Origin of the sequence: Alicycliphilus denitrificans, from assembly GCF_044792555.1 — a bacterium.
GTDB lineage: Bacteria > Pseudomonadota > Gammaproteobacteria > Burkholderiales > Burkholderiaceae_C > Alicycliphilus > Alicycliphilus denitrificans_A.
The window spans coordinates 1468910-1493970 of record NZ_CP126238.1; the positions used below are offsets into that span (position 1 = coordinate 1468910).

General features: G+C 62.2%; 25 protein-coding genes. 20 read left to right on the forward strand and 5 right to left on the reverse strand.

Annotated elements, in window-relative coordinates:
- Positions 1–175 precede the first annotated feature (175 nt).
- From P7644_RS07045 to P7644_RS07060, 4 genes are read left to right on the forward strand one after another with little or no spacing between them, the layout of a single operon-like run.
- Entirely contained in the window at positions 176–1858 is a 1683-nt protein-coding gene (locus P7644_RS07045; RefSeq protein ID WP_404302446.1) for a Mu transposase C-terminal domain-containing protein, read from the forward strand.
- Between the two features lie 2 nt (positions 1859–1860).
- A complete protein-coding gene (locus P7644_RS07050; RefSeq protein ID WP_404302447.1) occupies positions 1861–2769 on the forward strand; it encodes a TniB family NTP-binding protein in 909 nt (302 codons plus the stop codon).
- A complete protein-coding gene (locus P7644_RS07055) occupies positions 2766–3983 on the forward strand; it encodes a TniQ family protein (RefSeq protein ID WP_404302448.1) in 1218 nt (405 codons plus the stop codon). The genes P7644_RS07050 and P7644_RS07055 overlap by 4 nt, the downstream gene beginning before the upstream one ends.
- Before the next feature lie 60 nt (positions 3984–4043).
- Entirely contained in the window at positions 4044–4658 is a 615-nt protein-coding gene (locus P7644_RS07060) for a recombinase family protein (RefSeq protein WP_404302449.1), read from the forward strand.
- A gap of 87 nt (positions 4659–4745) precedes the next feature.
- On the opposite strand, the gene P7644_RS07065 is transcribed toward P7644_RS07060, so the two are convergent.
- From P7644_RS07065 to P7644_RS07075, 3 genes are read right to left on the reverse strand one after another with little or no spacing between them, the layout of a single operon-like run.
- Positions 4746–6662, reverse strand: coding sequence for an FTR1 family protein (locus P7644_RS07065; RefSeq protein WP_404302450.1), 1917 nt, complete (start codon positions 6660–6662; stop codon positions 4746–4748).
- Between the two features lie 48 nt (positions 6663–6710).
- A complete protein-coding gene (gene lspA, locus P7644_RS07070) occupies positions 6711–7802 on the reverse strand; it encodes a signal peptidase II (RefSeq protein WP_013124605.1) in 1092 nt (363 codons plus the stop codon).
- Positions 7799–10204, reverse strand: a complete 2406-nt coding sequence (locus P7644_RS07075; protein ID WP_062791214.1) for a heavy metal translocating P-type ATPase — start codon at positions 10202–10204, stop codon at positions 7799–7801. The genes lspA and P7644_RS07075 overlap by 4 nt, the downstream gene beginning before the upstream one ends.
- Before the next feature lie 85 nt (positions 10205–10289).
- Here P7644_RS07075 and cadR point away from each other — a divergent pair, with 85 nt between their 5' ends.
- On the forward strand, positions 10290–10709 hold the full coding sequence (gene cadR / locus P7644_RS07080; RefSeq protein WP_013124607.1) for a Cd(II)/Pb(II)-responsive transcriptional regulator: 420 nt from the start codon (positions 10290–10292) through the stop codon (positions 10707–10709).
- 80 nt (positions 10710–10789) lie between these two features.
- Entirely contained in the window at positions 10790–11332 is a 543-nt protein-coding gene (locus tag P7644_RS07085; protein ID WP_404302451.1) for a Shedu immune nuclease family protein, read from the forward strand.
- A 41-nt stretch (positions 11333–11373) separates the two neighbouring features.
- On the opposite strand, the gene P7644_RS07090 is transcribed toward P7644_RS07085, so the two are convergent.
- Positions 11374–12570 (reverse strand): tyrosine-type recombinase/integrase, encoded by a 1197-nt coding sequence (locus P7644_RS07090; RefSeq protein ID WP_404302452.1) that lies wholly within the window; start codon positions 12568–12570, stop codon positions 11374–11376.
- A 90-nt stretch (positions 12571–12660) separates the two neighbouring features.
- Here P7644_RS07090 and P7644_RS07095 point away from each other — a divergent pair, with 90 nt between their 5' ends.
- From P7644_RS07095 to P7644_RS07140, 10 genes are all read left to right on the forward strand, one after another.
- Positions 12661–13659, forward strand: a complete 999-nt coding sequence (locus P7644_RS07095; RefSeq protein ID WP_296338679.1) for a DNA-binding protein — start codon at positions 12661–12663, stop codon at positions 13657–13659.
- 72 nt (positions 13660–13731) lie between these two features.
- Positions 13732–15282 (forward strand): hypothetical protein, encoded by a 1551-nt coding sequence (locus P7644_RS07100; protein WP_404302453.1) that lies wholly within the window; start codon positions 13732–13734, stop codon positions 15280–15282.
- Positions 15283–15348: 66 nt separating this feature from the next.
- A complete protein-coding gene (locus P7644_RS07105) occupies positions 15349–15693 on the forward strand; it encodes an H-NS histone family protein (RefSeq protein ID WP_172727744.1) in 345 nt (114 codons plus the stop codon).
- Between the two features lie 37 nt (positions 15694–15730).
- Entirely contained in the window at positions 15731–16159 is a 429-nt protein-coding gene (locus P7644_RS07110; RefSeq protein WP_404302454.1) for a PRTRC system protein C, read from the forward strand.
- A gap of 11 nt (positions 16160–16170) precedes the next feature.
- Positions 16171–17220: a PRTRC system protein F gene (locus P7644_RS07115; protein ID WP_404302455.1), complete on the forward strand. Its 1050-nt coding sequence runs from the start codon at positions 16171–16173 to the stop codon at positions 17218–17220.
- Positions 17221–17246: 26 nt separating this feature from the next.
- Positions 17247–17987, forward strand: coding sequence for a PRTRC system protein B (locus P7644_RS07120; protein WP_404302457.1), 741 nt, complete (start codon positions 17247–17249; stop codon positions 17985–17987).
- A complete protein-coding gene (locus P7644_RS07125; RefSeq protein WP_404302458.1) occupies positions 17987–18691 on the forward strand; it encodes a PRTRC system protein A in 705 nt (234 codons plus the stop codon). Before P7644_RS07120 ends, P7644_RS07125 begins: the two co-directional genes overlap by 1 nt.
- Positions 18692–18744: 53 nt before the next feature.
- Entirely contained in the window at positions 18745–19590 is an 846-nt protein-coding gene (locus P7644_RS07130) for a PRTRC system ThiF family protein (RefSeq protein ID WP_404303148.1), read from the forward strand.
- Entirely contained in the window at positions 19587–19805 is a 219-nt protein-coding gene (locus P7644_RS07135; protein ID WP_404302459.1) for a hypothetical protein, read from the forward strand. The genes P7644_RS07130 and P7644_RS07135 overlap by 4 nt, the downstream gene beginning before the upstream one ends.
- A gap of 95 nt (positions 19806–19900) precedes the next feature.
- Complete coding sequence (locus P7644_RS07140; RefSeq protein WP_404302460.1) at positions 19901–20254, forward strand: H-NS family nucleoid-associated regulatory protein; 354 nt, start codon at positions 19901–19903, stop codon at positions 20252–20254.
- A 4-nt stretch (positions 20255–20258) separates the two neighbouring features.
- On the opposite strand, the gene P7644_RS07145 is transcribed toward P7644_RS07140, so the two are convergent.
- On the reverse strand, positions 20259–21359 hold the full coding sequence (locus P7644_RS07145) for a phage integrase N-terminal domain-containing protein (protein WP_404302462.1): 1101 nt from the start codon (positions 21357–21359) through the stop codon (positions 20259–20261).
- A 1256-nt stretch (positions 21360–22615) separates the two neighbouring features.
- On the opposite strand from P7644_RS07145, the gene P7644_RS07150 reads away from it, so the two are divergent.
- From P7644_RS07150 to P7644_RS07165, 4 genes are read left to right on the forward strand one after another with little or no spacing between them, the layout of a single operon-like run.
- On the forward strand, positions 22616–23647 hold the full coding sequence (locus tag P7644_RS07150; protein WP_404302463.1) for a PRTRC system protein D: 1032 nt from the start codon (positions 22616–22618) through the stop codon (positions 23645–23647).
- Complete coding sequence (locus P7644_RS07155) at positions 23644–23919, forward strand: hypothetical protein (protein ID WP_404302464.1); 276 nt, start codon at positions 23644–23646, stop codon at positions 23917–23919. The genes P7644_RS07150 and P7644_RS07155 overlap by 4 nt, the downstream gene beginning before the upstream one ends.
- A gap of 7 nt (positions 23920–23926) precedes the next feature.
- Positions 23927–24373 (forward strand): CFI-box-CTERM domain-containing protein, encoded by a 447-nt coding sequence (locus tag P7644_RS07160; protein ID WP_404302465.1) that lies wholly within the window; start codon positions 23927–23929, stop codon positions 24371–24373.
- Positions 24370–24903, forward strand: a complete 534-nt coding sequence (locus tag P7644_RS07165) for a PD-(D/E)XK nuclease family protein (RefSeq protein ID WP_404302467.1) — start codon at positions 24370–24372, stop codon at positions 24901–24903. Before P7644_RS07160 ends, P7644_RS07165 begins: the two co-directional genes overlap by 4 nt.
- Positions 24904–25061 lie beyond the last annotated feature (158 nt).

Consider the following 25061-nt stretch of genomic DNA (forward strand, 5'->3'; position numbering starts at 1 on the left):
TAACTTGGCGTCAAGCATTCGCAGCGAATTACGTTGTCATTTTCAGCAGACGACTGCACCATTCAGCGCGGTTTGAAGCCTGTTGTGCATACGGCTCCTGACAGCCAGATATCAGGACTTCTCTGCACGAAACCCGTCTATGCTCAATACTCGTGTGCACCAAAGCGAGGTGAGCATGGCGACCGATACCGCACCGATTGCCGAGCACGGCGTGGCCACCCTGCCAGAACAGGCATGGGAGCGTGCGCGTCGTCGCGCGGAGATCATTGGGCCGTTGGCGCAGTCGGAGACGGTCGGGCATGTAGCGGCCGACGCGGCAGCCCATGCACTGGGTCTGTCCCGGCGGCAGGTCTACGTCCTGATCCGCCGTGCCCGGCAAGGTTCGGGGCTGGTCACTGACTTGGCTCTTGGGCAGTCGAGCGGTGGCAAAGGTAAAGGCCGCTTGTCGGAGTCGGTCGAACGAATCATCCGTGAGCTACTGCAAAAGCGCTTCCTGACCAAGCAGAAGCGTAGCTTGGCGGCGTTCCACCGCGAAGTTGCGCGGGCGTGCAAGCTGCAAATGCTGCGGGTGCCGGCGCGCAACACGGTGGCGCTGCGGATCGCCAGCCTTGATCCACTCAAGACCACTCGCCTTCGGGAAGGTCAGGATGCGTCCCGCACCCTGCAAGGTGTTGGTGGTGTTCCGCCGCCTGTCTTCGCACCGCTGGAGCAGGTGCAGATCGACCACACAGTCATCGACCTGATCGTGGTGGACGAGCGCGAGCGGCAACCGATTGGCCGTCCGTACCTGACCCTAGCCATCGACGTATTCACCCGCTGCGTGGTTGGCATGGTGGTCACGTTGGAAGCGCCCTCCGCCGTCTCGGTCGGCCTGTGCCTGGCGCATGCCGGCTGCGACAAGCGCCCTTGGTTGGAAGGGTTGGACGTAGAGATGGATTGGCCGATGAGCGGCAAGCCCAGACTGCTCTACTTGGACAATGCGGCTGAGTTCAAGAGCGAGGCGCTGCGCCGTGGCTGCGAGCAGCATGGCATCCGGTTGGACTATCGCCCGCTCGGGCAGCCGCACTACGGCGGTATCGTGGAACGGATCATCGGCACGGCGATGCAGATGATCCACGACGAATTGCCAGGGACGACCTTCTCCAACCCAGACCAGCGTGGGGAATACGCCTCCGAAAGGATGGCCGCCCTGACACTGCGCGAGCTGGAGCGCTGGCTCGCATTGGCGGTGGGCACCTATCACGGCTCCGTGCACAACGGCCTGCTCCAACCGCCGGCTGCGCGCTGGGCCGAAGCTATCGCACGGACCGGCGTGCCAACCGTCATCACTCGCGCCACGGCTTTTCTGGTCGATTTTCTGCCCATCATCCGCCGCACGCTGACCCGCACCGGCTTCGTCATCGACCACATCCACTACTACGCCGATGCGCTCAAGCCGTGGATAGCGCGCCGCGACCGCTTGCCTGCGTTCCTGATCCGGCGCGATCCGCGCGACATCAGCCGCATATGGGTGCTGGAACCAGAGGGGCAGCATTACCTGGAAATCCCCTACCGCACCTTGTCGCACCCGGCTGTCACCCTCTGGGAACAACGACAGGCGCTGGCGAAATTGCGGCAGCAAGGGCGCGAACAGGTGGATGAGTCGGCGCTGTTCCGCATGATCGGCCAGATGCGCGAAATCGTGACCACCGCGCAGAAAGGTACGCGCAAGGCGCGGCGCGACGCGGATCGACGCCAGCATCTCAAGGCAACGGCACTGCCTGTCAAAACCACGCCACCACCGGACGCGGACATGGCTGACCCGCAGGCAGACAACCAGCCGCCGGCCAAACCGTTCGACCAGATCGAGGAGTGGTAGCCGTGGACGACTATCCCATCATCGACCTGTCCCACCTGCTGCCGGCGGCGCAGGGCTTGGCCCGGCTGCCGGCGGACGAGCGCATCCAACGCCTTCGCGCCGACCGCTGGATCGGCTATCCCCGCGCGGTCGAAGCGCTGAACCGGCTGGAAACCCTGTATGCGTGGCCGAACAAACAACGCATGCCCAACCTGCTGCTGATTGGTCCAACCAACAACGGCAAGTCGATGATCGTCGAGAAATTCCGGCGCACGCATCTGGCTAGCTCCGATGCCGACCAGGAGCACATCCCAGTGTTGGTTGTGCAGATGCCGTCCGAGCCGTCGGTGATCCGCTTCTACGTCGCGCTGCTCGCGGCAATGGGTGCGCCATTGCGACCGCGCCCACGGCTGCCGGAAATGGAGCAACTGGCGCTGGCACTGCTGCGCAAGGTCGGCGTGCGCATGCTGGTGATCGACGAGTTGCACAACGTCCTGGCCGGCAACAGCGTCAACCGCCGGGAATTCCTCAATCTGTTGCGCTTCCTCGGCAACGAATTGCGCATCCCACTGGTCGGGGTTGGTACGCGCGACGCCTACCTGGCCATCCGCTCGGATGACCAGTTGGAAAACCGCTTCGAGCCGATGATGCTGCCGGTGTGGGAGGCCAACGACGATTGCTGCTCACTGCTGGCCAGCTTCGCGGCTTCGCTCCCGCTGCGGCGACCCTCGTCGATTGCCACGCTGGATATGGCCCGCTACCTGCTTACGCGCAGCGAGGGCACCATAGGCGAACTGGCGCACTTGCTGATGGCGGCGGCCATCGTCGCCGTGGAGAGCGGCGAGGAAGCGATCAACCACCGCACGCTCAGCATGGCCGATTACACCGGCCCCAGCGAGCGGCGGCGGCAATTCGAGCGGGAACTGATGTGAAGCCAGCGCCACGCTGGCCGCTGCATCCGGCTCCCAGGGAAGGCGAAGCCTTGTCTTCGTGGCTCAACCGCGTGGCCCTTTGCTATCACATGGAGGTATCCGAGCTGCTGGAGCATGATCTTGGTCACGGCCAGGTTGATGACCTGGACACCGCGCCACCACTGGCGCTGCTGGCGATGCTCTCCCAGCGGAGCGGCATCGAGCCGGACCGGCTGCGTTGCATGAGTTTCGCCGGTTGGGTGCCTTGGCTACTGGACAGCCTTGATGATCAGATTCCAGACGCATTGGAAACCTATGCGTTCCAGCTCTCGGTGCTGCTGCCGAAACTCCGCCGTAGGACGCGATCCATCACGAGCTGGCGTGCCTGGCTGCCCAGCCAGCCGATACATCGCGCCTGTCCGCTCTGTCTGAACGACCCGGCAAACCAAGCCGTACTGCTTGCATGGAAGCTGCCCCTGATGCTGAGCTGCCCGCTGCATGGCTGCTGGCTGGAATCCTATTGGGGCGTGCCTGGGCGGTTTCTCGGCTGGGATAACGCCGACACTGCGCCGCGCACCGCCAGCGACGCGATTGCAGTGATGGACCGGCGTACCTGGCAGGCACTGACGACCGGCCATGTGGAGCTGCCGCGCCGACGCATCCACGCTGGATTGTGGTTTCGGCTGCTACGCACGCTGCTCGATGAGTTGAACACCCCGCTTTCGGCGTGCGGAACCTACGCGGGGTATCTCCGCCAAGTCTGGGAAGGCTGCGGGCATCCGCTGCGTGCTGGGCAAAGTCTGTGGCGACCGTATGAAACCCTGAATCCGGCAGTACGGTTGCAGATGCTGGAGGCGGCGGCAACGGCAATCAGCTTGATTGAGGTGAGGGATATAAGCCCGCCAGGCGAGCATGCAAAGCTTTTTTGGTCCGAGCCCCAAACCGGGTTCACCAGTGGTCTGCTGGCGAAAGCCCCGAAGCCCGAACCCGTCGATCACTGGCAACGGGCGGTCCACGCTATCAATGAGGCGATCATTGAAGCGCGGCACAACCCCGAGACGGCGCGCTCGCTGTTCGCGTTGGCTTCCTATGGTCGGCGCGACCCCGCTTCCCTGGAACATTTGCGCGCCACCTTTACAAAGGAAGGCATCCCCACGGAATTTCTGTCACATTATGAGCCTGACGGACCCTTTGCATGTCTTAGACAGAATGACGGGTTAAGTGACAACTTTTGACGACCTTAACTTTCCGGCGCACACTGTCACATAATCGAACGTATATGTGACAGGTATGACATGCTGATCGGCTACATGCGGGTATCGAAGGCGGATGGCTCCCAGGCCACTGACTTGCAGCGCGACGCGCTGATCGCTGCCGCCATCGATCCGGCGCATCTTTACGAAGACCAGGCATCCGGCAAGCGCGAGGATCGTCCCGGCTTGGCGAGCTGTTTGAAGGCGTTGCGTTCAGGGGATACCTTGGTCGTATGGAAGCTCGACCGGCTCGGGCGCGACCTGCGCCATCTGATCAATACCGTGCACGATCTGACCGGGCGCGGCGTTGGCCTCAAGGTTCTGACCGGCCACGGAGCCGCCATCGACACGACGACCGCTGCTGGCAATCTGGTTTTCGGCATCTTCGCCGCACTGGCCGAATTCGAGCGCGAGCTGATCGCAGAGCGCACAGTAGCGGGCTTGGCCTCGGCGCGGGCGCGCGGCAGGAAAGGCGGTCGGCCTTTCAAAATGACGGCCGCCAAGCTGCGCCTGGCGATGGCGGCAATGGGGCAGACTGAAACCAATGTCGGCGACCTGTGCCAAGAGCTCGGTATCACGCGACAGACCTTGTACCGGCATATTTCTCCCAAAGGGGAATTGCGCGCGGATGGAATACGACTGCTGTCCAAGGTGTAAAAGAAAAACTGGCCTCTACATGGTCAGCACGGATTCGAGGATGAAGGCGCTCATCGCGGCATCAATTCACCTATTCACGCCGTCAAATCAGCTTTTTTGTACTGTCATTTGACGCGATGACCGCAAATTGATTGTAAAGGCCACCACAACGATGAATAACACAGCGAATTGCGCTGAGAGTGTTTGCCACGACGGATAGATGCCCAGCAGATCAATGCGTGGGATCGATATTGGGCTGGTATGCAATAACCCTGCTTCTTGCAGACCTGCGATGCCCTTGCCTGCCAAGACCACGGCAAGTATGGCCACCAGCAGTGAGCTGGCAGCGAAGAACTGGCCAATCGGCAGGCGCGCACTGGTGCGCAGCAGTATGACTGCCAGCAGGGCCAGGATTCCCATGCCAGTGCCCAAGCCCGCCAGCAGGGGCCAGCCATTTCCTTCTGTCCAGAGCGCTGCGTAGAACAGCACCGTCTCGAACACCTCACGGTAGACGGCGACGAAGGCCAGCGAAAACAAGAACCATGCCGTGCGCTTGTTCAGCGCCGACGACAGCTTTTCCTTGAGGTAGACCTGCCAACGACCGGCAACGCTCTTCTGGTGCATCCACATGCCCACACCCAGCAAGACCACGGCGGCAAAGAGTGACGAAAAGCCTTCCGTTAGCTCCCGGCTTGCCCCACTGACGCCGACCAAGTAAGTTGCCACTGCCCATGTAATGCCGCCTGCGGCCAGCGCGGATGCCCAGCCTGCATGCACGTAGATCAATACGTCTTTCCGTTCGGCTTTCTTGAGAAACGCCAGCATGGCAACGACCACCAGCAGGGCTTCCAATCCTTCACGTAGCAAGATGGTTAACGCACCGATGAAGGCCGCCACGGCATCGTCGTCGGAGGGAGCAAGCACCTTGTCCGCTTCATCCAGCAAGCCGCGCAAATGCAGCTCCGCTGTCTGCACATCGGCAGGCGAACCATTGGCTATCAATGCCCGGTAGGACACCATCGCGGCTTCGATCTTCTCGAACAGCGGCCGATTGCGAGTGGCCAACGCCGGTTCGACCGGCTCGAAGCCATCGAGGTAAGCAGACAAGGCTAGCTTGGTCGCACCTGCACGGTCGTCAGCCAGCAATGCCGTCACGCTCTCACTGAGTTTGGCTTTGGCAATCGCGGTGCCCTTCGGACTGCTGATATTCAGCGCGCTCGGATTGGCGCGCAAATAGGCCGTCAGGGCTCTGGCGGAAGGCTCATCCAGCCTGTCCGCCAAGACATGCTCAGATGTTTGCGTCAGCACATCCAGACTGACGAGCGTCTGGCGAACCTGCGCGTTGGCTTGCCAGAGCTTGGCTCCTTCGTCCTTGTCGCTTTGCGTATAAGGTAGCGTGCCAACAAAGAACGCCAATGCCCATCGGTCTTCATCCGACAACGCGCCAAAGCCCTGCATAGCGGTGCCCTGGACACCGTTGCTGATAATTTGGTGTAGCGCGAATAAGCTGCGCTCGCGCGCCCGCATGTGATCGGCCAGCGCGGTCGGCTTGGGGTTGAGGGATGCCGCTAGGGGGCCATCACCGCGCCCTTGCTGACCGTGACAGGCCGCACACTGGGCCTGAAACAACTGCCCTCCCTTCGCTAAGACCGGCATGGCAGTCGGTGCGACTGGAAACGGGTACGCCTTTTGCACCGCACTGGACAGCGCGTGCGCCAGTTTTGCTACGCTGGCCGGATCGGCTTTGGCAGCTACCGCAGCACGCAAAGCGGTCGCTTGTTGCAACAAGCGACCCTTGTCGGTCTGGTCAGGTAATTCTCCCAGTTGACGTTCGGCTGTCGCTGAAAATTCCTGCATTTCAGCGTACTCCGACGATTTCAGGACCACACCGTTGGCTACCGCGCCGCCGTAATCGACGGCGACGTAGTCCAGAAGTTGCCAAATCTGTTTGGCTTTGAGTTCGGTGGTGTTGGCTGCGTAGCTTGGCCCGCCGATTAACGAGCAAATCGCCAACAGCAAAGCCATCAGCCAGCGATAGGGTAATCGGCAGGGCATGGGAATTCTCTGGTTAAATCATTGAGAATGATTATAATTCGCAATTGATCCTGTGTCCATCCTCTTTTCCCGGGTCTGCATCTGCATGATGAGCAAAGCAGCGCCCGACGTGATCGCCACGTCAGCGAGGTTGAAGGCGGGCCAGTGCGCGAGCCGCCAATGGAAGTCGAGGAAATCAACCACCTGTCCACGCAACATGCGATCCGCCACATTGCCGAGCGCACCACCAAGGATCAGGCTGTAGCCCATCGCTTCGAGACGTGGCCGTTGCTGGCACAGCATGCGACCCAGCCAAGCAGAAACAACCAGACCCAACGTGATGAAAAAGTAACGTTGCCAGCCGCCAGCGTTCGCCAAAAAGCTGAACGCCGCACCCGGATTCAGGACGTGAACGAGGTTGAAAAACGGAGTGATTTCGACTTGCTCACCGTAGGCAAACGTGCGAATGATGGCGAACTTGGTGAGCTGATCTGTCATGACAATAGTGGCGGCCACGGTGAACCAGATCCAGGCCGACGTGCGACGAGCCGATTGCCATACAGAGGCGGCCAGCGGAAGCAGCCACCGGGCGAGTGCCGTGCAGCTCCATCCCAGCGCCCACCCCGCCAACACATCCGCCGGGAAGTGCATTCCCGCAGCGATGCGCGACCAGCCGACCAACGTGGCATATAGCACCAAGCCGACGCGACCATGGCGGCCCATCAACGGCCAGAGTGCACCGACCACCAGCGCGGCATAGGTGGCATGCCCGCTGGGCAGGCTGTAGTGAAGCTCTTTGTCCCCGATGACGCGCACCAGCTCGCCAAGGACGGCAGGCGGGCGTGGAAAGTCGAACCATAGCTTCAAGACGGTGGCGACCAATAACGCCAGCAAGAAGGCCGCGCTAAAACCAATAAGGCGATGCCGAACGGCCGTGCCACGCGCCGCGTTAGTAGCCGATTTCGACCACCACCACAGACCCAACAGCATCAGCGGCGCTGTCCAGTAACTTCCCACGAGGCTAAAGAACCATGCCAGTGGTTCCAGCGTGGCGGGCGTGCCTGTGTTAATGACTTGAAACAACGCGATGTTCAGGCCACCCCAGTCATAGAGAAAGAGTTTCCAGCTCATCGACGCAACAGCCTCAAGCCGTTGCCGACAACAAGCAAGCTGGCACCCATATCGGCGAACACAGCCATCCACATGGTCGCGTGACCCGTGAAAGTGAGCACCAGAAATACCGCCTTGATGCCAAGGGCCAGCACAATGTTTTGCATCAGCACCTGTGCTGTCGCACGCGACAGACGCACGAAGGTCGGAATCTTGCGCAGGTCATCGTCCATCAGGGCCACGTCGGCGGTTTCAATGGCGGTATCTGTGCCTGCCGCTCCCATTGCAAAGCCAATGTCCGCACGCGCCAAGGCCGGTGCGTCGTTGATGCCATCACCGACCATGCCAACCTTGCCATTTCTGGACAATTGCTCCACTTCGCGCAGTTTGTCGTCAGGCAGTTGGTTGCCTTGCGCACGGTCAATGCCAGCTTGTGCGGCAATGGCCTGTGCCGTGTGGGGGTTATCGCCGGTCAGCATCACGGTGTTGATGCCCAGAGCATGCAGCTCGGCGATGGCTCTCCTGCTGCTGTCCTTGATGGTGTCCGCAACGGCGAATAAGGCATGTACCCCTTTTGCGCCTACCAACATCACGACGGTCTTGCCTACGGTTTCCAGCGCCGCGATGCGCTGCTCCAGCTCTGGTGTGCACTGCCCCAGCTCTTCAAGCATTCGGTGGTTGCCCAGATAGTAGGTCTCCCCGTCGATTTGGCCTTGCACACCCCGACCGGGCAGCGCGCTGAACTCGGCCACGTCGAGCAAGGCAACTCCATCCCGCTGCGCAGCCTGTGCCACCGCCTTGGATACAGGATGATCGGAGCGGGCCGCCAAACTGGCAGCGATACAGCGGCTATCGGAGGCGAGTGCGTTGCCCCATGCGACAAAATCGGTTTGTGCGGGCTTGCCGTGAGTGACCGTGCCGGTCTTGTCCAGAGCCAGCCAGCGCAGCTTGCGGCCTTCTTCCAGATAGACACCGCCCTTGACAAGAATGCCGTGGCGGGCAGCGGCGGCCAAGCCGCTGACGATGCTGACCGGCGTGGAAATCACCAGGGCGCATGGGCAGGCAACCACCAGCAGAACCAGTGCACGGTAAATCCAGTCCATCCATGCCGCGCCCATGAGAAGCGGGGGTAGCAGTGCGACGGCAATGGCTAGGGCGAACACGAGAGGCGTGTACCAACGGGCGAACTGATCGACAAAACGCTGGGTCGGTGCACGGCTACCTTGTGCAGCCTCTACTGCGTGAATGATGCGGGCCAAAGTGGAGTTGCTGGCCAAGGCAGAGACGCGGTACTCGAAGGAACCAGATTCGTTGATCGTGCCCGCAAACACCGGATCGCCGGGAGACTTCTCGACCGGGAGGCTTTCGCCCGTGATCGGGGCTTGGTTGACCGTGGAGCGTCCGTCTAGCACCTCGCCATCGAGCGCGATGCGCTCACCCGGTTTGACCCGGACTCGGCTGCCAATGGCGATTTGCTTGGCACTTACCTCTCGCCAAGTGCCGTCAGGCTGCTGCACCGTGGCCTGCTCCGGGGTCAGGTCGAGCAGTCCACGGATGGCGTTACGGGCGCGATCCAATGACTTGGCCTCGATCACCTCGGCCAGCGCGAAGAGCACCATTACCATCGCAGCTTCGGGCCAGTGGCCGATGAACATAGCACCCGTGACGGCAATCGACATCAGGGCGTTCATGTTGAGGTTACGGTTCTTGAGCGCGATCCAGCCCTTCTTGTAGGTGGACAGCCCCCCCGTCAAGACCGCGACAAGCGCCAGAATGACGACTGACCAATGATTGCCGTCGTGGAACCAGTAGACCGCTTCGGCCGCCGATGCAGCGATGAGGGAAATGCCGAGCGGCCACCAGTTGGTCGGCGTTGTCACAGGGGACGCGGATGGCGACGCGGCCACGGCCTTGTCCTCGACCTGCGCCTCGAATCCGAGTGCTTGTAGTGCCACAAGCACATCCGGCAGAACCCCGTCAGCATGGCGTACCGACAACGTGCGCTGCATCAGGTTGAAATCGAGATTGGCAACCCCGGCCACGGTGCCGAGCTTGTTGCGGATCAACGCCTCTTCGGTCGGGCAATCCATCTTGGCAATGGACAGCTTGGTCGTCTGCCCGGCCGACGCCTCATCCATGCGCACAGCTTGCATGCCGATGGCCTTCAGTGCCTGCTCAACGGGAGACAGCGAAGGCAATTCGTGCCGCACGGCCAAGGTACGCTGCATCAGGTTGAACTCAAGACCAACCACACCCGCCAGCCCAGCCAGCTTGCCTCGGATCAGCGCCTCTTCCGTGGGGCAATCCATGTTCTCGATGCGGTACACCGCTTGAGCCGATCCGGTTGCCAGCGGGGCTTGTGCCGTGGGTTGGATGATTGGCCCAGTCGAGCAGCCACACCCCTTTGAAGCGCATTCGCTCATGGATAACTCCTTCAAATCGTCTATTCAGCCTCCATTAAAAACTCTATAGTCGCTATAGTGTCAAGTGAAAAATGGAGATTGAGGCATGGAAATCAGAATTGGCGACCTCGCCAAGCGCTCTGGGTGCGAGGTCGTGACCATCCGCTACTACGAAAAGGAAGGGCTGCTGCCGAAGCCAGCGCGAAGTGGTGGCAACTTTCGGTTGTACAGCGATGTGCACATCGAGCGTTTGCAGTTCATTCGTCATTGCCGTTCGCTTGACATGACGCTGAGCGAAATCAGGATACTGCTGGGCCTACGAGATAACCCTGCTCAGGACTGCGGCGACGTCAATGCACTACTGGATGTCCATATTCGTCAGACCGAAGAGCGCGTGGAAGCGCTGTTGCAATTGAAGCGGCACTTGCTCTCGCTGCGTGAAAAATGCTCGGGCGCTCGACGAATAGAGGCATGTGGCATCTTGCAAGGTTTATCAGATTGCGATCATCCGGGATGCAACGCATAGCATGAAGTGTCTCGCACGCCGACATTGGCCTGCGATTTTGGGCTCGTGAGCGGCCTGCCTAATTGGCATCGGAGAAGGTCGTGCGGCTGACTTCTGATATTCCGTGCTGTCGTCTTCTGAAAATGACAAGTTTGGCTTTTGCTCGACCTGTCGAACTGTCTCACACGCAGTTTCATGCTCAAGGATCAGGCCTGACAGGGTCGGGCGCGCAGATTGGGGACTTCCTCTTCAAGGAGCAAGGTCAAGCGCTTGCCATTGTGGAAATCAAAACCCCAGATGCACCCTTGATGCTTGCCACGCCGTACAGGAAACCGCATGTTTTCGGCCCTCATTCAGAACTGAGTGGCGCTATCACCCAGGTGCTGCATCAACAAAGTGAGTTGCGTACGCGGTGGCAGACACATGTTTTCGATAACCCGTCCCTGCGCCCGTCCCGGGCGGACGTCGTCAAATGCATTGTGCTTGCGGGACGACGGCCTATTGAAGAGCATGAACTGCGTTGTTTTGAGGTCTTCCGCAACGCTTGCAAGGACGTGGAGGTGATTACCTTTGACGAACTGTTGGCCAAACTCGAATACCTGCAGCAGCACCTGCAACCAATTCCCGATGAGGTACCTTTTTAAGGCATGTCACGCAACTGAAGGACAGGATCAACGTCTCGCCATCAAACCGACCACCCCAGCTTATGCGCTTTTGTGGTCTGGTCATGGCGCACATCATCTTCCGTGTGCACATAGATGCTGGTGGTGGAAATATTTGCGTGCCCCAGGTTGTCGCGAACAGCCTTGAGATCCATGTTGTCGCTCTGATGGGTGCCCGCCGTATGTCTCATCCAGTGGGCGGAGGCCTTCTCCACATGAGCGGCAGCGGCCTCATGGTCAGGACCCAGAGCGCGCAGGCGGGCTGCGGTTTCACGGAAGATAGTCTTGACCAACTCATGCACCGCACTGCGTCCCATAGGTTTAGACCCACCAATCAACGGCAGGAGTAGTGGGGCGGAATCGCCCTCACGAGGTAGAGGTCCCAGGTCATTCGACTTTCGGTAGCGCATCAGCTCTGAGACCAACTCGTCTGTCGCGGGGATCACTCTGGTTTTTTCTCCCTTACCACGAATCTCCAGCCACCAACGCTCCCGTCCATCAGCTCCCCGTCGCCAGTAAAAGTCGCCCATCGAGTTGTTACAGACCTCGGAAATCCGCAGGCCACCGATGTAGAGAAGAGAGAAGAGCCATCGGTATCGAGCCGCTTGGAGAGCAAGCCGAGGCGTGCCTTTGGGAAGAGACTCAATCGTCGCGCGTACTTGCGCCCAGTGGTCGTGGGGCAGGAACCTGCTGGTCTTGGCGGGTCGCGCCACCGACTTGCGGCGGCGCAGAGCCAAAGGGTTGCCAGCCAGATAACCGGCTTGAACCAGCCAGTTGAAGAGGCTGTTGAGGATCGACAGTGCCTGGCGCTGGCTCTGCCGGTCCAGCGGCTTGGCGAACGGACGCCAGTGGGGCGAGGACCTCGGCGCCTTCTGAGCGACCTGCATGACCCATCGATCATCCGGTTGGGGGTCTTCCAAAAAGGACTCGTAGGCCAAGAAATCCTCGTGGGTCAGATCGGACAGCGCCTTTCCGTGCTGGTGCACGCACCAAAGCAGCAGCCTTTCCGCCTCCTTGCGATAGCTGGCCAGCGTGGCCGGTGACTCCTTGTAGCGCGCCAGCCAGGCCAAAACTGCAGAGCGGTCGTCATTGGCCGCCACTTGGGGCAGTCCCTGGGCCCGATTGCGTCCCCGCTCGCCTGAGAGGTGAAGGGGAAGCGCCAAGCCGTCCAAGGGCTCAAGATGCGCAAAAACGACCGGCGTGACGCTCAAACTGCTCATGAGTCAAATTCTATGGACATTAGAGTAATTATGTCCAGAAATTGCAAATTAATTCATTGATTCTTACGTTATACGTTGTACTATTTAATAATGAGCGAAGAATCCGAAATCCAAGCCGAAGTTGAGGCGCTGCGAGAGCGTTTCAGCGATACGAAAGCGCTGTACCGCGAGGTGTGCGCGTTGCTGTTTTTCCGGTACGGCATCACGCCGACCGCGAGCAAGCTATATCAGCACGTGCGGAAAGGATCCATGAGCGCTCCGGCCGATGCTCTGGCCAAGTTCTGGGAAGATTTGCGCAGCAAGGCGCGGGTGGAGATTGACCACCCGGATCTACCCGACCCGCTGAAACAAGCTGCCGGCCAAGCAGTCAGCGTGCTGTGGACCCAGGCGACGGAGTTGGCGCGCGAGGAACTAGCGGCGCTGCGGGCAGAGGCAAGCACAGAAGCCCAAAGAGCCCAGGCCGACCTGCAGGAGGCTCAGCAGCGAAGCATCGCCCTGGAGGCCCAACTACAGGAAGTACAGAGCAAAGTCACCGAACTGGAGACCCGAGCTCAGGCCCTTGCTGCAGAGCTTGAGCAGGAACGGCGTGCGCACGCTGCGAGCACAGCGAGAGGTGAGGCGCTGTCCAGGCAGGTGGATGAGCTGAAGCTGGAGCAATCGAAGAGCAGGCAGCATTTCAGTGCTGAACTTGACAAGGGGCGCGCGGCCATCGATGAGGCGGCCTCCCGTGCGGCCGAAGCCGAGCGCCGCGCGCTTCGTGAAATTGATCGGGAGCGCACCGCTCGAACGCAGGTAGACAAGCAACTGGAGCAACTGCGGGGCAAGCTCGCAGAAGTGGAGCGTGATCACCATACCAAGGTCCTGGAGGCCAACGCAGCCCAGACACGATTGGCCGCAGACTTGGAGAGCGCACGGGCTTCGCTGGCCGAGAACGCCCGCGTGAACCAACTGCAAGGCGTTGAGCTACAGCAGGCACTGCAGGCAGTGGCGCAGCACAAAGCGGAGGCTGACACCCTGCGCGCATTGGTGGCGCAGTTTCAACCGCCGCCCAGGCCCGCTCGCAAGAAAAAACCGATGGACGGCCATTGATTGCTTGCACGCCGGCCGGCAGTCGGCGAAAAAGCTCCACACAGTATCTGCATATAACCTAGCGACGATCCAATGGCACGCGACGACTTCACGAAACCAACCAAGAATCAGGCTTACCAGCGGGTGGCGGGTCGTTGCTCCAATCCCGATTGCCGTGCCACCACCTCCGCGCCAGTGGGGGAAGTTGACTTCTCCAATGTAGGGGTCGGCGCGCATATTCATGCAGCATCGCCTGGGGGGCCGCGTTATCTCGCTGCAATGACCGCAGAGGACCGGCGCGGCTTTGGCAACATCATCTGGCTATGCCAGACATGCTCGACGATCATCGACCGAGATCCGGACTCGTACCCTGCAAAAACGCTCAAAGCATGGAAAACATCGGCTGAGGCAAGGGCTCTGATGGAGCAAGGCAAGCGGCTTCCCGAGGAAAAGGATATCTATCGCATGGCGGCCATGGCCATGGGCACCCGAACGCCTGGGTTTTATCCAGAAGCCATAGGCAACGTGCACAAAGCCTTGGTCGATCAATTGGAAGCAGTGGATCCAAGGTTCACTGTTTCAACGGCGTACTCGGCTGGAAACACAACGATTACCGTGGGCGCGAAAGAGACCGTGTCTTTCTCCATCAAGATTGGACAGGAATCGGCTGATGTCTGGCGCAAGGGCCTTCAGGCGTCCATTGACGAGGGCCGTGAAGCGACGCTGCCCCTCGATGGGGTCGTGTTTGAAGGATCAAAACTCTTCGATGTGCTGCACAAAGATGCCGACCTGGCATCGATAACGATCGTGCCGATGGCACGTCCAGCCGTGTTGAAGATACTTGCGCCCCAGATCGAACCGGCAATTTTTGAAACCATTGGTGGTCAACTAACAGCTGGGCGCAAGCAAATCCGATTTGCAGGCGCTGGATGTGGCGGTCTTCTGGACGTGGAATTAGCTTTCACCCCAACGAATCGCAATGATGTTCACTCGGTATCGACTCTGACTACCAACTTAAAAGCGTGGCAAGGAAAAGAGGCTGCCAACCCTCCCTACTTGGACGTCTTTATCAACCTGCTTGAAGCAATTCTTGATCCATCCGCGTCTGTTTCGTTCGTCTTGGAAGTCGATGGAAATCAAGCTGCAGCGGGGAAGTTTCATATACCAAAGCATATAGAGGCGATGAACGAGACCCTCGCATTTGCTCACTACGCCAGACGAGCCAGAAATGTGCTTAGATACCTCAGGAAAAGTGCGCCGATCGATATTTTCGAGAGCATTTCCACTGACGATCATCGGGCCCTGGCGCGAGTCAGCGATATCGTTGAGGGCAAGCTCTCCTACCAGCGCTCACAAGTCACAGCACCGCCGGAGATGACTGTCGGCTGTACTGTTGAGGAGGAAAAAAACCTGATGGAAATCGTGCGCAGAGGTAGCTTTTCCGTCCTCAAGCAGACAGAGTCCGCATCGTTGGTCACCATCTATGGGAAAAAATACGAAGTACCCCCGACTACCAGCTATTACTCGCCTGTGAGACTGCATATCCTGAGCAAGAAGAAGAAAAAGCAGATTGTTGACTTCCGACTGCGAATCGAAATGGCGGACAACTTCACAAGCCAAACTTTCTTCGACGTACAGCAGTGATTGGCGGGCGCCTCCGAAGCTCGGAGGCTTCTATGATGCGGCCAATTGCTCCAAGAGAGGTGTTCGGTGCCAAAGACGCTGAGTCAAATGAAAAAACGCCTAGAAGAGGCAATGAGCCAAGCCAACGACGCGGAGGAGATCATTCCTCTGTTGAAGAAGGTTATTGCTCAATACGATCTGATTCCAGGCGATCTGTTTGATCAGTCCCATCAAGCCCCCAAGTTGGCAACTCAAAAACACCCAAAGACGCCAATTACACGGCCACAGGTACAGGCGGTCTACCAAGACGGCAATGGCAACACCTGGGCGGGACGCGGGCGGCGGCCAACATGGCTGAACGAAGCGCTTGAACGAGGGCACACCCTAGAGAACTTCAAGGTTCCGAGCAAACGTGTGAGTCGAGCTAAGTGATTGATATCACTTGATTTTTTGCGGGTGATTTCAGGTTTTGCTCAAAAACCGAGATCACCCCTACAGCGGCATCCTGCTGCCGGATGTGCCCGGCCTCTCGCCCCGTGAGGTGCGCGACCTCTACAGCGCCCAATACCCCGAACTGGTCAGCGCCGAGGTCGAAGCCGGTCCGGTCGCCAACGGACGGCAGGACTTCACGTTCCGCAAGGCCGTGGGCACCAAGGGCGCGGGCCAATCCGAGCAGCCCGGCCCCCGCCTTGCGGCGCTGCTGGCTTGCGTTCAGCCCCGGCAGACCGGCCCGGCCAGCGCGACGGCCAAGCTGTCCCGTGCCGTATCGCAGCGCGCCGTGGTGAATCGCTCGGCGGCCTGGAGCCGCTTTGCTCGCCAGACCCTGGAGCAACACCGGAGCGAAGGCGCGGCCCCGCGCGCAAGCGTCACCAGCGAAATGCTCACCCCGCTGCCGTGATGACCACGGCCATGCCTGTCGCTCCCATGCTGGCGCTGCCCAGCCTGCAACCCGGCATTCCGCTGGCGGTAGCTTCCTTGTCCCAGGCCAGCGCGAACGCGGCGCTGTGCCGCTTCCTGATCGCATCGGGCGCGGTACGGGAAGATGACCTGCCGGAGGGCGAGGCCGACCCGCTCAAAGCCTGCCAGCGCGCCATCGACGCCTGGATCAAGCGCCAGATCGGCCCGCTGTACTGCCTGGAGCCGCGCTTCGCCATCAACGTGCTCGACGAGCATGGCCAGCATCCGGCGATGCGCAGCGGTCCGCCGGCCCCCTATGCCCAACTGGACGTGTACTGGTGCGAATACCGCGAGGCCGAGTGGCCAGTGGGCCGCAGCCTGGAGGCGTTGAACGAGGCCATGCCGCACCTGGGGGCCACGGTGTTGCAGGTGCTGCGCCAGCAGGGCCGCTACGTGTACCCCCTGTTCACCCCGGACATTGCCGATGACGTGGCGTCCTACGTGTACTGGCAGGGAGAAATGGATGAGGAGGCGGCGCTGGACATGATGTGCGAGGACAGCGACGACGCCGACCGCGAAGCCATGCGCGAGGAAATGGTCACGCGCCGTATGCTGGACGATGCCTATCCCGAGTGGGCGCGCCGCTGGCTGGTGCGGCCGGACAAGAGTGCGGGTGGGCGCAGGCGCACCCCGGCATGGCGACCATGCAGCCTGCGCCACGCCGCCAGGACGCTGACCGACCCCCACCAACGCCAGATCGCCGCCGACGCGCTGGCGCTGTCCCGCCTGACGCTCACCGACGACTTCCATCCCGACATCGAGGGCGAATACATCGGCTTCGGCGCGGTATTGTCCTGGGAGGAGGGCGACGTCACCACGCGCATCTACGACGACCTGCTCAATCTGGCGCACCAGTCCGAATACTGCGACCGCATGGGCGAGGTGCTGATTCCTCTGGATGACCCCGGCGCGCTGCAAGCCTGGTTCCTGCGCATGGGCCAGCGCTTCGAGGCCATCGCGCTGATCGATCGCTTGATCCACGCCCTCTGCGAAGGACACTGACTCTATATAGATAGGAGGTGTTCCCCATGAACGAGGCGGAGTTTTCCATTCACACGCCCACCGACAACGTGCTGGAGCTGGATCAGGCGGTGCTGCTGTATCACGGACGCTCGGGCAGCGCGCTGGCCACGGTGCATGAAGTCATCACGGTGGACGGCGCCCCGGTGATCGGCGCGGGCCGGGCCATGACCGCCCAGGCGGCACGCGAACTGGCTGCAGCTTTGCTCCAGCGCGCGGCCCATGGCGGCTTTCTGCCCGAGACGGTGCTGTATCTCCAAGGCGATCTGCTGGTGTGGTGGGTGCCACCGGCACGCAGGCATCTGGCGTTCCGCGTGGACGCGGAGCAGGCCGAGGCATTTGGCGGACGCGAGCGCGGCGAGACGGTGCCGCAGCCGGGGCTGGTCTTCGCCGCCGCCAGCAACGTCTGGAGGGTGTGGGCCGTGAAGGGCCAGCACCGCCCGACGCCGCAGACGCCGCTGTTCCAGGCCCCGTACTTCAACGTCGATGGCCGGGGCTGCATCTGCCAGGGCAATGTGCCGGTGCCCACCGGTACGACCGTGGAAAAGATCAGCGCCTGGAACGACGCCTTCCTGCGCTCCTACTTCACTCACCCCAACGTGGCGGGCAAGCTGCTGCGCTACCGGGGCGGGGCTTACACCTTCTGGCGCGACATGCTCGACGGGCGCTTCGCGCGCTTTCCCGACCGGGTGCTGGTCGATACCAAGATCACGCTGGGCCAGTTGCTTGGCGAGCCGGGGGCCAAGTGATGGACCCGAGGGACCAAGCCCTGCTCGCCGCCTGCCCGGTGGTCGCCGCGCCGCGCTTCGGCGCGCTGCCGGACATGGGCAACGGCCAGCGCATCATCGTCGCCCGCAACGGCTGGTTCGTGCAGACCAAGCTCGACTGGCTCGACAGCATCGTGGCCTTGGGCCACGATCAGCCGCAGATGCGCCTGCCCTATGGCGAGGTCGCGGAGCGCCTGCGCTTCAGTTTCGGCGTGCTGCCCATCCGCTTGATCGAAGCGTTCGTGGCGGCGAGCCGGGAGCGCCTGCCCAATGAAGCCGCTGGGGTGCTGATCTATTCGCGCTGCTCCGGGCAACTGCGGCTGGCGATGTGCGAGCCCGAGCGGGCCTCGCCTGTCCACATCCGCTACCGGCGTCCCGCGATGGCCGAGGACGAGACGGTGGCGGTGGACCTGCACACGCATGGCCGGGCACCAGCATTCTGGTCGGGCGAGGACGACCGGGATGACCAGGGCATCAAGGTGGCGGGGGTATTCGGCTTGCTCGACCGGCCCCGGCCTTCGGCCTGCTTCCGGTTGGTGATCAATGGCCTGTACCAGCCGCTGGGCAAACACCCCTGGCGGGGCGCGCAGGACGAGTGGCCGGAGCAGGGCGCTGAGGCACAGCGCGGCGAAGGCTGGATGCGCCGCGTGCTGTGGCGCTGGCGGGAGCGCCACCTGCAGGGTTGAAGGCTCCCCCTTCCGCGAGAGACTGGATGCAGGACATTCGATTGGAGGCGCTGGTGGAACACCTGATTCATCCGAAGCTGCTGGAGCGCCGCGTGGCGGTGCATCTGGTGGGCATGGGCGGCAACGGCGCGCAGATGGCCGCCTGCCTTGCCCGCCTGGACATTGCGATGCGCGCCCTTGGCCATCCGCTGGGCCTGCACGTCAAGGCATTCGACGCCGACCGCGTCAGCGAGGCCAATGTGGGGCGGCAGCTCTACAGCGCCGCCGACATCGGCAGGCACAAGGCGTTGGTGACCATCCACCGCCTGAACCAGTTCTATGGACTGGATTGGGAAGCCTATCCCATGCGCTACGAGGAATACGTGCTCGCTCGCCGCTACGCAGCCAGCGGCGACCTGCTGGTCAGTTGCGTGGACAGTCGCTCGGCACGGCAGACACTGCATCGCCTCGCGTGGCGGGACGCCAACCACTACGACTATTGGCTCGACCTTGGCAACACCGAGTCCACCGCGCAGGTGGTGCTGGGCGAACCGCATACCGGCGCGACGTCACGGCAAGGGCAAGGCCCGCGCCTGCCGTGCGTGACCGAACTGTTTCCCGAACTGCTCGACGAGTCTGCGCCCGAGGACAACCAACCTTCCTGCTCGGTGCGCATGTCGCTGGCCTCCCAGGGGCTGTTCGTCAATGACGTGGCGGTGCGCTATGCCGCGCAACTGCTCTACGAACTGTTCTCCAAAGGGAGGCTGTCCGCGCACGGTGTCGTCGTCAATCTCGACTCCAAGCGCAGCGGCCCCATCGAGGTCGATCCGCGCACCTGGGCGCGCTTCGGATTCAGCCACGAGGACGACATGCACCAGGAGCCAGAACTGGAAGCCGTGGCCGAGGAGTGCGCCCCATGACCATGAAGCCATGGAATGTGCGCGTGATGCGCCACGGGCAGGCTGTTCATGTCGGGCAGGTAGCCGAGTCCACCGAGACGCTGGCACGATGCGCTGCGCTGTCGAGATATGGGTTATCCGAAGACGAGGCAGAAGAAGTGGAGCGGGGCCATGCTGGCTCACGCGGCGCGGCGATCTTCCCGGACGAGGAGTTCGACGTGTCGCCCGCGACGTGAGTGCGAGGGCCTGCTATAGACTTGGCTTGTGGTCTGGGTGTGTGACTCGCCCCCACGATCACGCATTCCAACGCATTCCAATGACAAAGGCTGCCATGGCTCGCAAATCTCCCAAACGTACGGCACAGGAAATCGACGCCGAGATCGCCAGATTGCAAAAGGAGCGGGAGCAACTCCGCGACGCCGAGAAGGCAGGCGTGGTGGAGCGCATGAAGGAGGCCATTGCCTACTATGGCATCACCGCCACCGACCTGGCACTGGATGGTGCCAAGCGCAAGGGGCCGGCCAGCGCTGCGAAGGCCAAGGGCTCGAAGACCCAGCGCGCCGCAGGCCGCCTCAAGTACAAGGACGATGCGGGCCACGCATGGTCAGGTTACGGCCCCAAGCCCAAGTGGTTCACCGAGGCACTGGCCGACGGCAAGACCGAGGCCGATCTGCGCGCTGCCTGATGCTTCAGGCCGGTGGGTTCGCCTCCGGCTTGTCGGTGGATGGCCTGCTGCCTGCGCTGCACTTCGGCATTGCCGAGCCGATGTAGGCTCCCGCAGCTCTCATCCGGGCATGACCGGCTCGCTCGGAGACCGTGAGCCGTGCGGCCCGGTCCATGTCGGCGGCCACCGACCCGCCGCCCCGCACCGGTGATGGACCACCAGCGACACCTTCGTAGAGGTCGTTCAGGTTCCCGTGTCGCAACCCGTGGCCCGTCACGCCGGTCTGCCGCTTCGTGATGCCGAACTTCTCCAGCGCATAGTCCAGCCGGCGCAGGTTGCGCTTGAGGGTCAGCGCCGGATCTCCCATGTGGGCATCGCGACTCCTGACCAGTGAGCGCGCCAGCGCCACCGCCGCACGCTGACCTTCCGTCTCCAGCGGCACCCAGCGCACGCGCCCGCCCTTGCCCTTGATCCATACATACTCATCCGCCTTGCGGCTTTCGAGGGGCAGGCCGGTCTGCTCGAAGGGCACGACGTGCTCGTAGGGCCTGAACATCACCGACTCCTTGCGCCGCAACGCCAGCGTGTGCATCAACCGCATTGAAGCCGCGATCCGCGCATCGAACCGTGCCACCTGGGCGAGAACCGTTTCCACGTCGACGCCATGCGCGCTCCAGCTCCTATCGCGCTGCGCGTATTCGTGGCGCTCGTATTCCTCCAGGCTCAGGCCGTAGCGTGCCGGCGGTCGCACGAAGCCCGGCTTGCCAAGCCAAGACGCGAGACCGCGCAGAAAGCTCAGGTAGGTCTGGATCGTGGCGGGCGCCAGCCGCTCGCGCTGCCAGACCTGCACCATCGCGTGCAGATGCTTCTGCCCGAGGTTGCGCGGGTCGGGCACCGTGTGGAAGCCGGCCTTGCGCTTGAGGTCGTGGAAGAAGCGCCGCAGAAAGCGCGCTCGTTCTGCACGAGTCTTGTGCGAGACGGTTTTCTCGCGTGCCGTGTGCCGGGTGTTGAACAGATCGATCAGGGTATCCAACACCCGCAGCGGATCGGCATGGCCGGGCCTCAGGCGGGCCAGGATTTCGTGGGGCGTCTTGCCCGCCCAGGCTTGGGGGCGAGGTCGATCCATGCCAGGGATACGTCCTGGGCTGACCGGATCGGCCGGTCGGGGTGAAGGTGTCGTCATCGTGTTCTCCAAGTGAAGGGACGGCGCGCCGCCCGAACAGCGCACCGGCAGGAATCCGGGAGGGCCAACCCCAGCGACGGATTCAGCCATCCGCTGGAGCGGGTGGTCAGGCGATCACGGCAGCACGCGTGACCACACCGCGTGCCGCCGACCCAAGGGTTGCGCCAGCCACATGCGTGTGCAGGGGCCAACTCGGTCGGTCTTAAAAATGAAAACATGTGATCCGGCTCCGTCCGTGCATTTCTGCAACCACGGAGGCTCGTGACGCGCCACCGCCTCGGGGGCGGGCAGCCGCGTCGGCAGCGAGATCGGGTCTCGCGCCTGCTGGTGGATCAATCCTGGAGTTCGCAGCGCCATCAGCGCGCATGGGTCCGCCCCTGACCGAAAGTCCAGGGCGGTGTCGGGCGTTTGAGCGGGGACCAGCGGGGAGCCCAGGAGGGCAAGCACAACCGCTGGCGGCGTGAAACACGCGTGCTCGGGTGATGGCGGGATCGGGAACCGGCATCGGGTGCCGGAACAGTCAATCGACGGCCTTGACGCGCTTCCAAGAGCGCCCAGCCACAGGGCTGGCACAGGTCGAAGGCACATGCACTACGAAAGAGAACCTCGGGGCGGTCGCCTCGGGGGCGACGGCCGCCCCGGCTCGGGGCCGGGGCTTGAAGGGCAGGTAACGACTGCGACGCCTTTTGCTCCGCGATGGAGCGGGCCAAGGACGGCCCTCGGGAGTCTGTAGTGGATGACGAAAGGGGCTTGCAGGTCAATGCCGGCGTGGCCATGCGACGGCATGGACGAAGCCTTGCAGGTGGCGCTTGCGGGCACGCGACGGCGTGATAGGGGCGATTTAGTGTCCCGCGCCGCCGCAGAGCAAGGCTGCATGCGGGCTTGACAGGCAAAAGCTCTGCCTCTGGTCCCAAGCGGTGCGCTCTAGTGCTTGCGCAGCTCCAGCGAACCGTGCGGGCTGTCAGCGTGCCGGCGGGGTTGACGAGTGCCAGAGCAGTGGGACCGTGGTGACACACAAGCAGTTCGTCGCGGGGTGGAGCCTCGGCAGGTGTCATTGAACTGCCGCCCGAATCTCATTGGAGTGGCAGCCAGTGGCTCCCGATCCCGAAAGCCGGGTCATTTCGTGCGGGTTGCGCGTGGCGTGGTCGCATCCCCTTGGTGATGCTGACCGTCATGTTTCCCCACTTTGGAGCACTCTCATGGAATTGATCGTCAGAGCGGTGGATGTCGGCTCCGGCAACACCAAACTCGTCACCGGCGTCGCGGGCGCCGACATTCGCTGCGCCAGCTTCCCGTCGGTCGCCTACCCGTCCAGCGGCGAGACGCCGCAGTGGCCCGCCAGCGAAAGGCGCAAGACCTTCTGCATCCCGGTCGGCCCGCTGTTCTACGAGGTCGGGCCGGACGTCGGCTTGGCCGCCGACACCTTCCGCGCCAAGCAGCTGCACGACGAATACACCGAGTCGCCGGAGTACATGGCGCTGCTGCGCGGCGCGCTCAGCATGATGAAGGTGCCGCACATCGACCTGCTGATCGTCGGTCTGCCGGTGGCGCTGTTCACATTGAAGAAGGCGGCACTCGAGAAAGCCATGGTTGGCAACCACCAGGTCGGCGGCGGCAAGACCGTGATGGTCGCCAAGGCGATGGCCGTGGCCCAGCCGCAAGGTGCGCTGGTCCACTACGCGGCCGAGCATCAGAAGATCGAGACCATCGGTACTGAGCAGAGCCTAGTCATCGATCCTGGCTCGCGCACCTTTGACTGGCTCGTGACGCGCGGAATGCGCCTGGTGCAAAAGCAGTCGCACTCCATCAACCGCGGCATGTCCGACGTGCTGCGCCTGCTGGCGGCCGAGATCTCGAAAGACATCGGCACGCCATACCGCGACTACGACGCGATCGACCTGGCGCTGCGCACCGGCAAGGCGCCGGTCATCTTCCAGAAGCCCTATGACATGAAAAAACACCTGCCGCTGGCCGAGAGCGTGGCCCAGCAGGCGGTGTCCACCATGCGGCAGTGGATCGAGACGCCTGAGAGCCTGCAGAACATCATCCTGGTGGGCGGCGGGGCCTTCCTGTTCAAGAAGGCGGTGAAAGCGGCGTTTCCGAAGCATCGGATCCACGAGGTCAAGGAGCCGATGTTCGCCAATGTGCGAGGGTTTCAGCTTGCGGGGCAGAACTACGCCGCCAGCACGATGGCTCCCGGCCGTGATCGTGGGGCAGGGGAGGCCGCATGAACGCACATCCCCAGAACGATCCCAAGCCGGTACGGCTGGTGTTCGAGCTCGCCCGAGACGACAACCCGCGGCTGTATGACGAACTGGCGCGGTTTCCGCAGGGCGCCAAGCGTGTGAACAGGCTGCGTGTGCTGGCCTATGACGGGTTGCTGGTGCAGTACGGGGTGTTTGCCGTGGAGGGTGCTCGCCTGGCGCCGGCCCCCATAGGCGGCGACCCGTCAACGCGCGCGGCCGTGACCAACGACGTCTTCGCGCCGAGTCTGGCCGAGTGAGGTGGGTATGTCCAAGCGAAGAAAAAGACCGGGGGACGAGGTGAGCGCGACGGAGCTGGCGGAGATGGGCTTCTGCGAGAAGAGGGTGCAGCTGGCCTATATATATGGAGAACAGGTCACGCCCGAGCAGCGCCAAGCCATGGTCCGAGGACGGGCGGTTCACCAGCGGTACTTGGAGGAGGGACTGGCAGCGACATCGGATCGCCGGTGCTTCGTGGCCACCTTCGTGTTCGGCCCGGATGCGCAGGAGACGCAGGTGCTTCGTGCGTACCGCGATGCTGTGCTGTTGCGGCAGCGTTGGGGGAGGGGCCTGGTGGCAGCGTACTACCGGGTTGCGCCGACGGGCTGTCGCATCATGGAGCGATCACCCGCGATTGTGGTCGGCGTGAGCTGCCTGCTGCGCATCGTGGTTGCCCGGTGTGAGAAGGTACTGGGCGACAGGAGTTTGCCGTGATCTGGTCGGCCGCCTATGTGCTCGCCGGCTTGGTGCTGACGCTTTGGCTGGTGCGGGTGTGGATCCATCGGCGCCCATCCGGCGAGCGAGCGTCCCGGCCGCGAGAGCTGGCCAATGCTGAGCTGGTCTATATGGAGAAGCTCTTCCGCATCCGAGAGCCCATCCGGCTCGTTGCGAAGGTGGACCGGGTGTACAGGCTCCCAGGAGGATCGCTGGTGCTTGTCGAGTTGAAGACGCGAGGCCAAGACCGCCCTTACCTGACGGACATCATTCAGTTGTCGGCCCAGCGGCTCGCCATTGAGGTTCAGACGGGCGTAGTGGTCGAACCCTACGCCTTCGTTTCCGCCCTTGGACGAAATCGCAAGATGCGTTCGCACCAAGTCCGGCTGCTCGATGCGGCAGCAGTGGTTGATCTCCATCGGCGACGCGAGGCAATCCTCGCCATGCGAGCGTCACCTGTCTATGCCCGCACAGAATCAGTATGCCGAGGCTGCGCATTGCGATTGAGGTGTGATCGCTTCATCAGATAGTTGCCCTTGTCCGGTGCATTGGTCTTGTAGGGAGCGTGATTGGCGATCGGCGCATTGCGCCCCAGTGAGGTCACGAGGCTGCGCACCGCCGTGCTTGCAGCTCCTTCAGCGTCTGAGGACGGGCGGATCACTTGTAAGATGATGTAGTAATCAGTCGA

What these genes read in the sequence shown, in the direction of transcription:
- P7644_RS07045 (WP_404302446.1), top strand. Translation starts at nt 176, where the DNA reads ATGGCGACCGATACCGCACCGATTGCCGAGCACGGCGTGGCCACCCTG.
- P7644_RS07060 (WP_404302449.1), top strand. Translation starts at nt 4,044, where the DNA reads ATGCTGATCGGCTACATGCGGGTATCGAAGGCGGATGGCTCCCAGGCC.
- P7644_RS07065 (WP_404302450.1), bottom strand. Translation starts at nt 6,662, where the DNA reads ATGGCTTTGCTGTTGGCGATTTGCTCGTTAATCGGCGGGCCAAGCTAC.
- lspA (WP_013124605.1), bottom strand. Translation starts at nt 7,802, where the DNA reads ATGAGCTGGAAACTCTTTCTCTATGACTGGGGTGGCCTGAACATCGCG.
- P7644_RS07075 (WP_062791214.1), bottom strand. Translation starts at nt 10,204, where the DNA reads ATGAGCGAATGCGCTTCAAAGGGGTGTGGCTGCTCGACTGGGCCAATC.
- cadR (WP_013124607.1), top strand. Translation starts at nt 10,290, where the DNA reads ATGGAAATCAGAATTGGCGACCTCGCCAAGCGCTCTGGGTGCGAGGTC.
- P7644_RS07090 (WP_404302452.1), bottom strand. Translation starts at nt 12,570, where the DNA reads ATGAGCAGTTTGAGCGTCACGCCGGTCGTTTTTGCGCATCTTGAGCCC.
- P7644_RS07095 (WP_296338679.1), top strand. Translation starts at nt 12,661, where the DNA reads ATGAGCGAAGAATCCGAAATCCAAGCCGAAGTTGAGGCGCTGCGAGAG.
- P7644_RS07100 (WP_404302453.1), top strand. Translation starts at nt 13,732, where the DNA reads ATGGCACGCGACGACTTCACGAAACCAACCAAGAATCAGGCTTACCAG.
- P7644_RS07115 (WP_404302455.1), top strand. Translation starts at nt 16,171, where the DNA reads ATGCCTGTCGCTCCCATGCTGGCGCTGCCCAGCCTGCAACCCGGCATT.
- P7644_RS07120 (WP_404302457.1), top strand. Translation starts at nt 17,247, where the DNA reads ATGAACGAGGCGGAGTTTTCCATTCACACGCCCACCGACAACGTGCTG.
- P7644_RS07125 (WP_404302458.1), top strand. Translation starts at nt 17,987, where the DNA reads ATGGACCCGAGGGACCAAGCCCTGCTCGCCGCCTGCCCGGTGGTCGCC.
- P7644_RS07135 (WP_404302459.1), top strand. Translation starts at nt 19,587, where the DNA reads ATGACCATGAAGCCATGGAATGTGCGCGTGATGCGCCACGGGCAGGCT.
- P7644_RS07140 (WP_404302460.1), top strand. Translation starts at nt 19,901, where the DNA reads ATGGCTCGCAAATCTCCCAAACGTACGGCACAGGAAATCGACGCCGAG.
- P7644_RS07145 (WP_404302462.1), bottom strand. Translation starts at nt 21,359, where the DNA reads ATGGATCGACCTCGCCCCCAAGCCTGGGCGGGCAAGACGCCCCACGAA.
- P7644_RS07150 (WP_404302463.1), top strand. Translation starts at nt 22,616, where the DNA reads ATGGAATTGATCGTCAGAGCGGTGGATGTCGGCTCCGGCAACACCAAA.
- P7644_RS07155 (WP_404302464.1), top strand. Translation starts at nt 23,644, where the DNA reads ATGAACGCACATCCCCAGAACGATCCCAAGCCGGTACGGCTGGTGTTC.
- P7644_RS07160 (WP_404302465.1), top strand. Translation starts at nt 23,927, where the DNA reads ATGTCCAAGCGAAGAAAAAGACCGGGGGACGAGGTGAGCGCGACGGAG.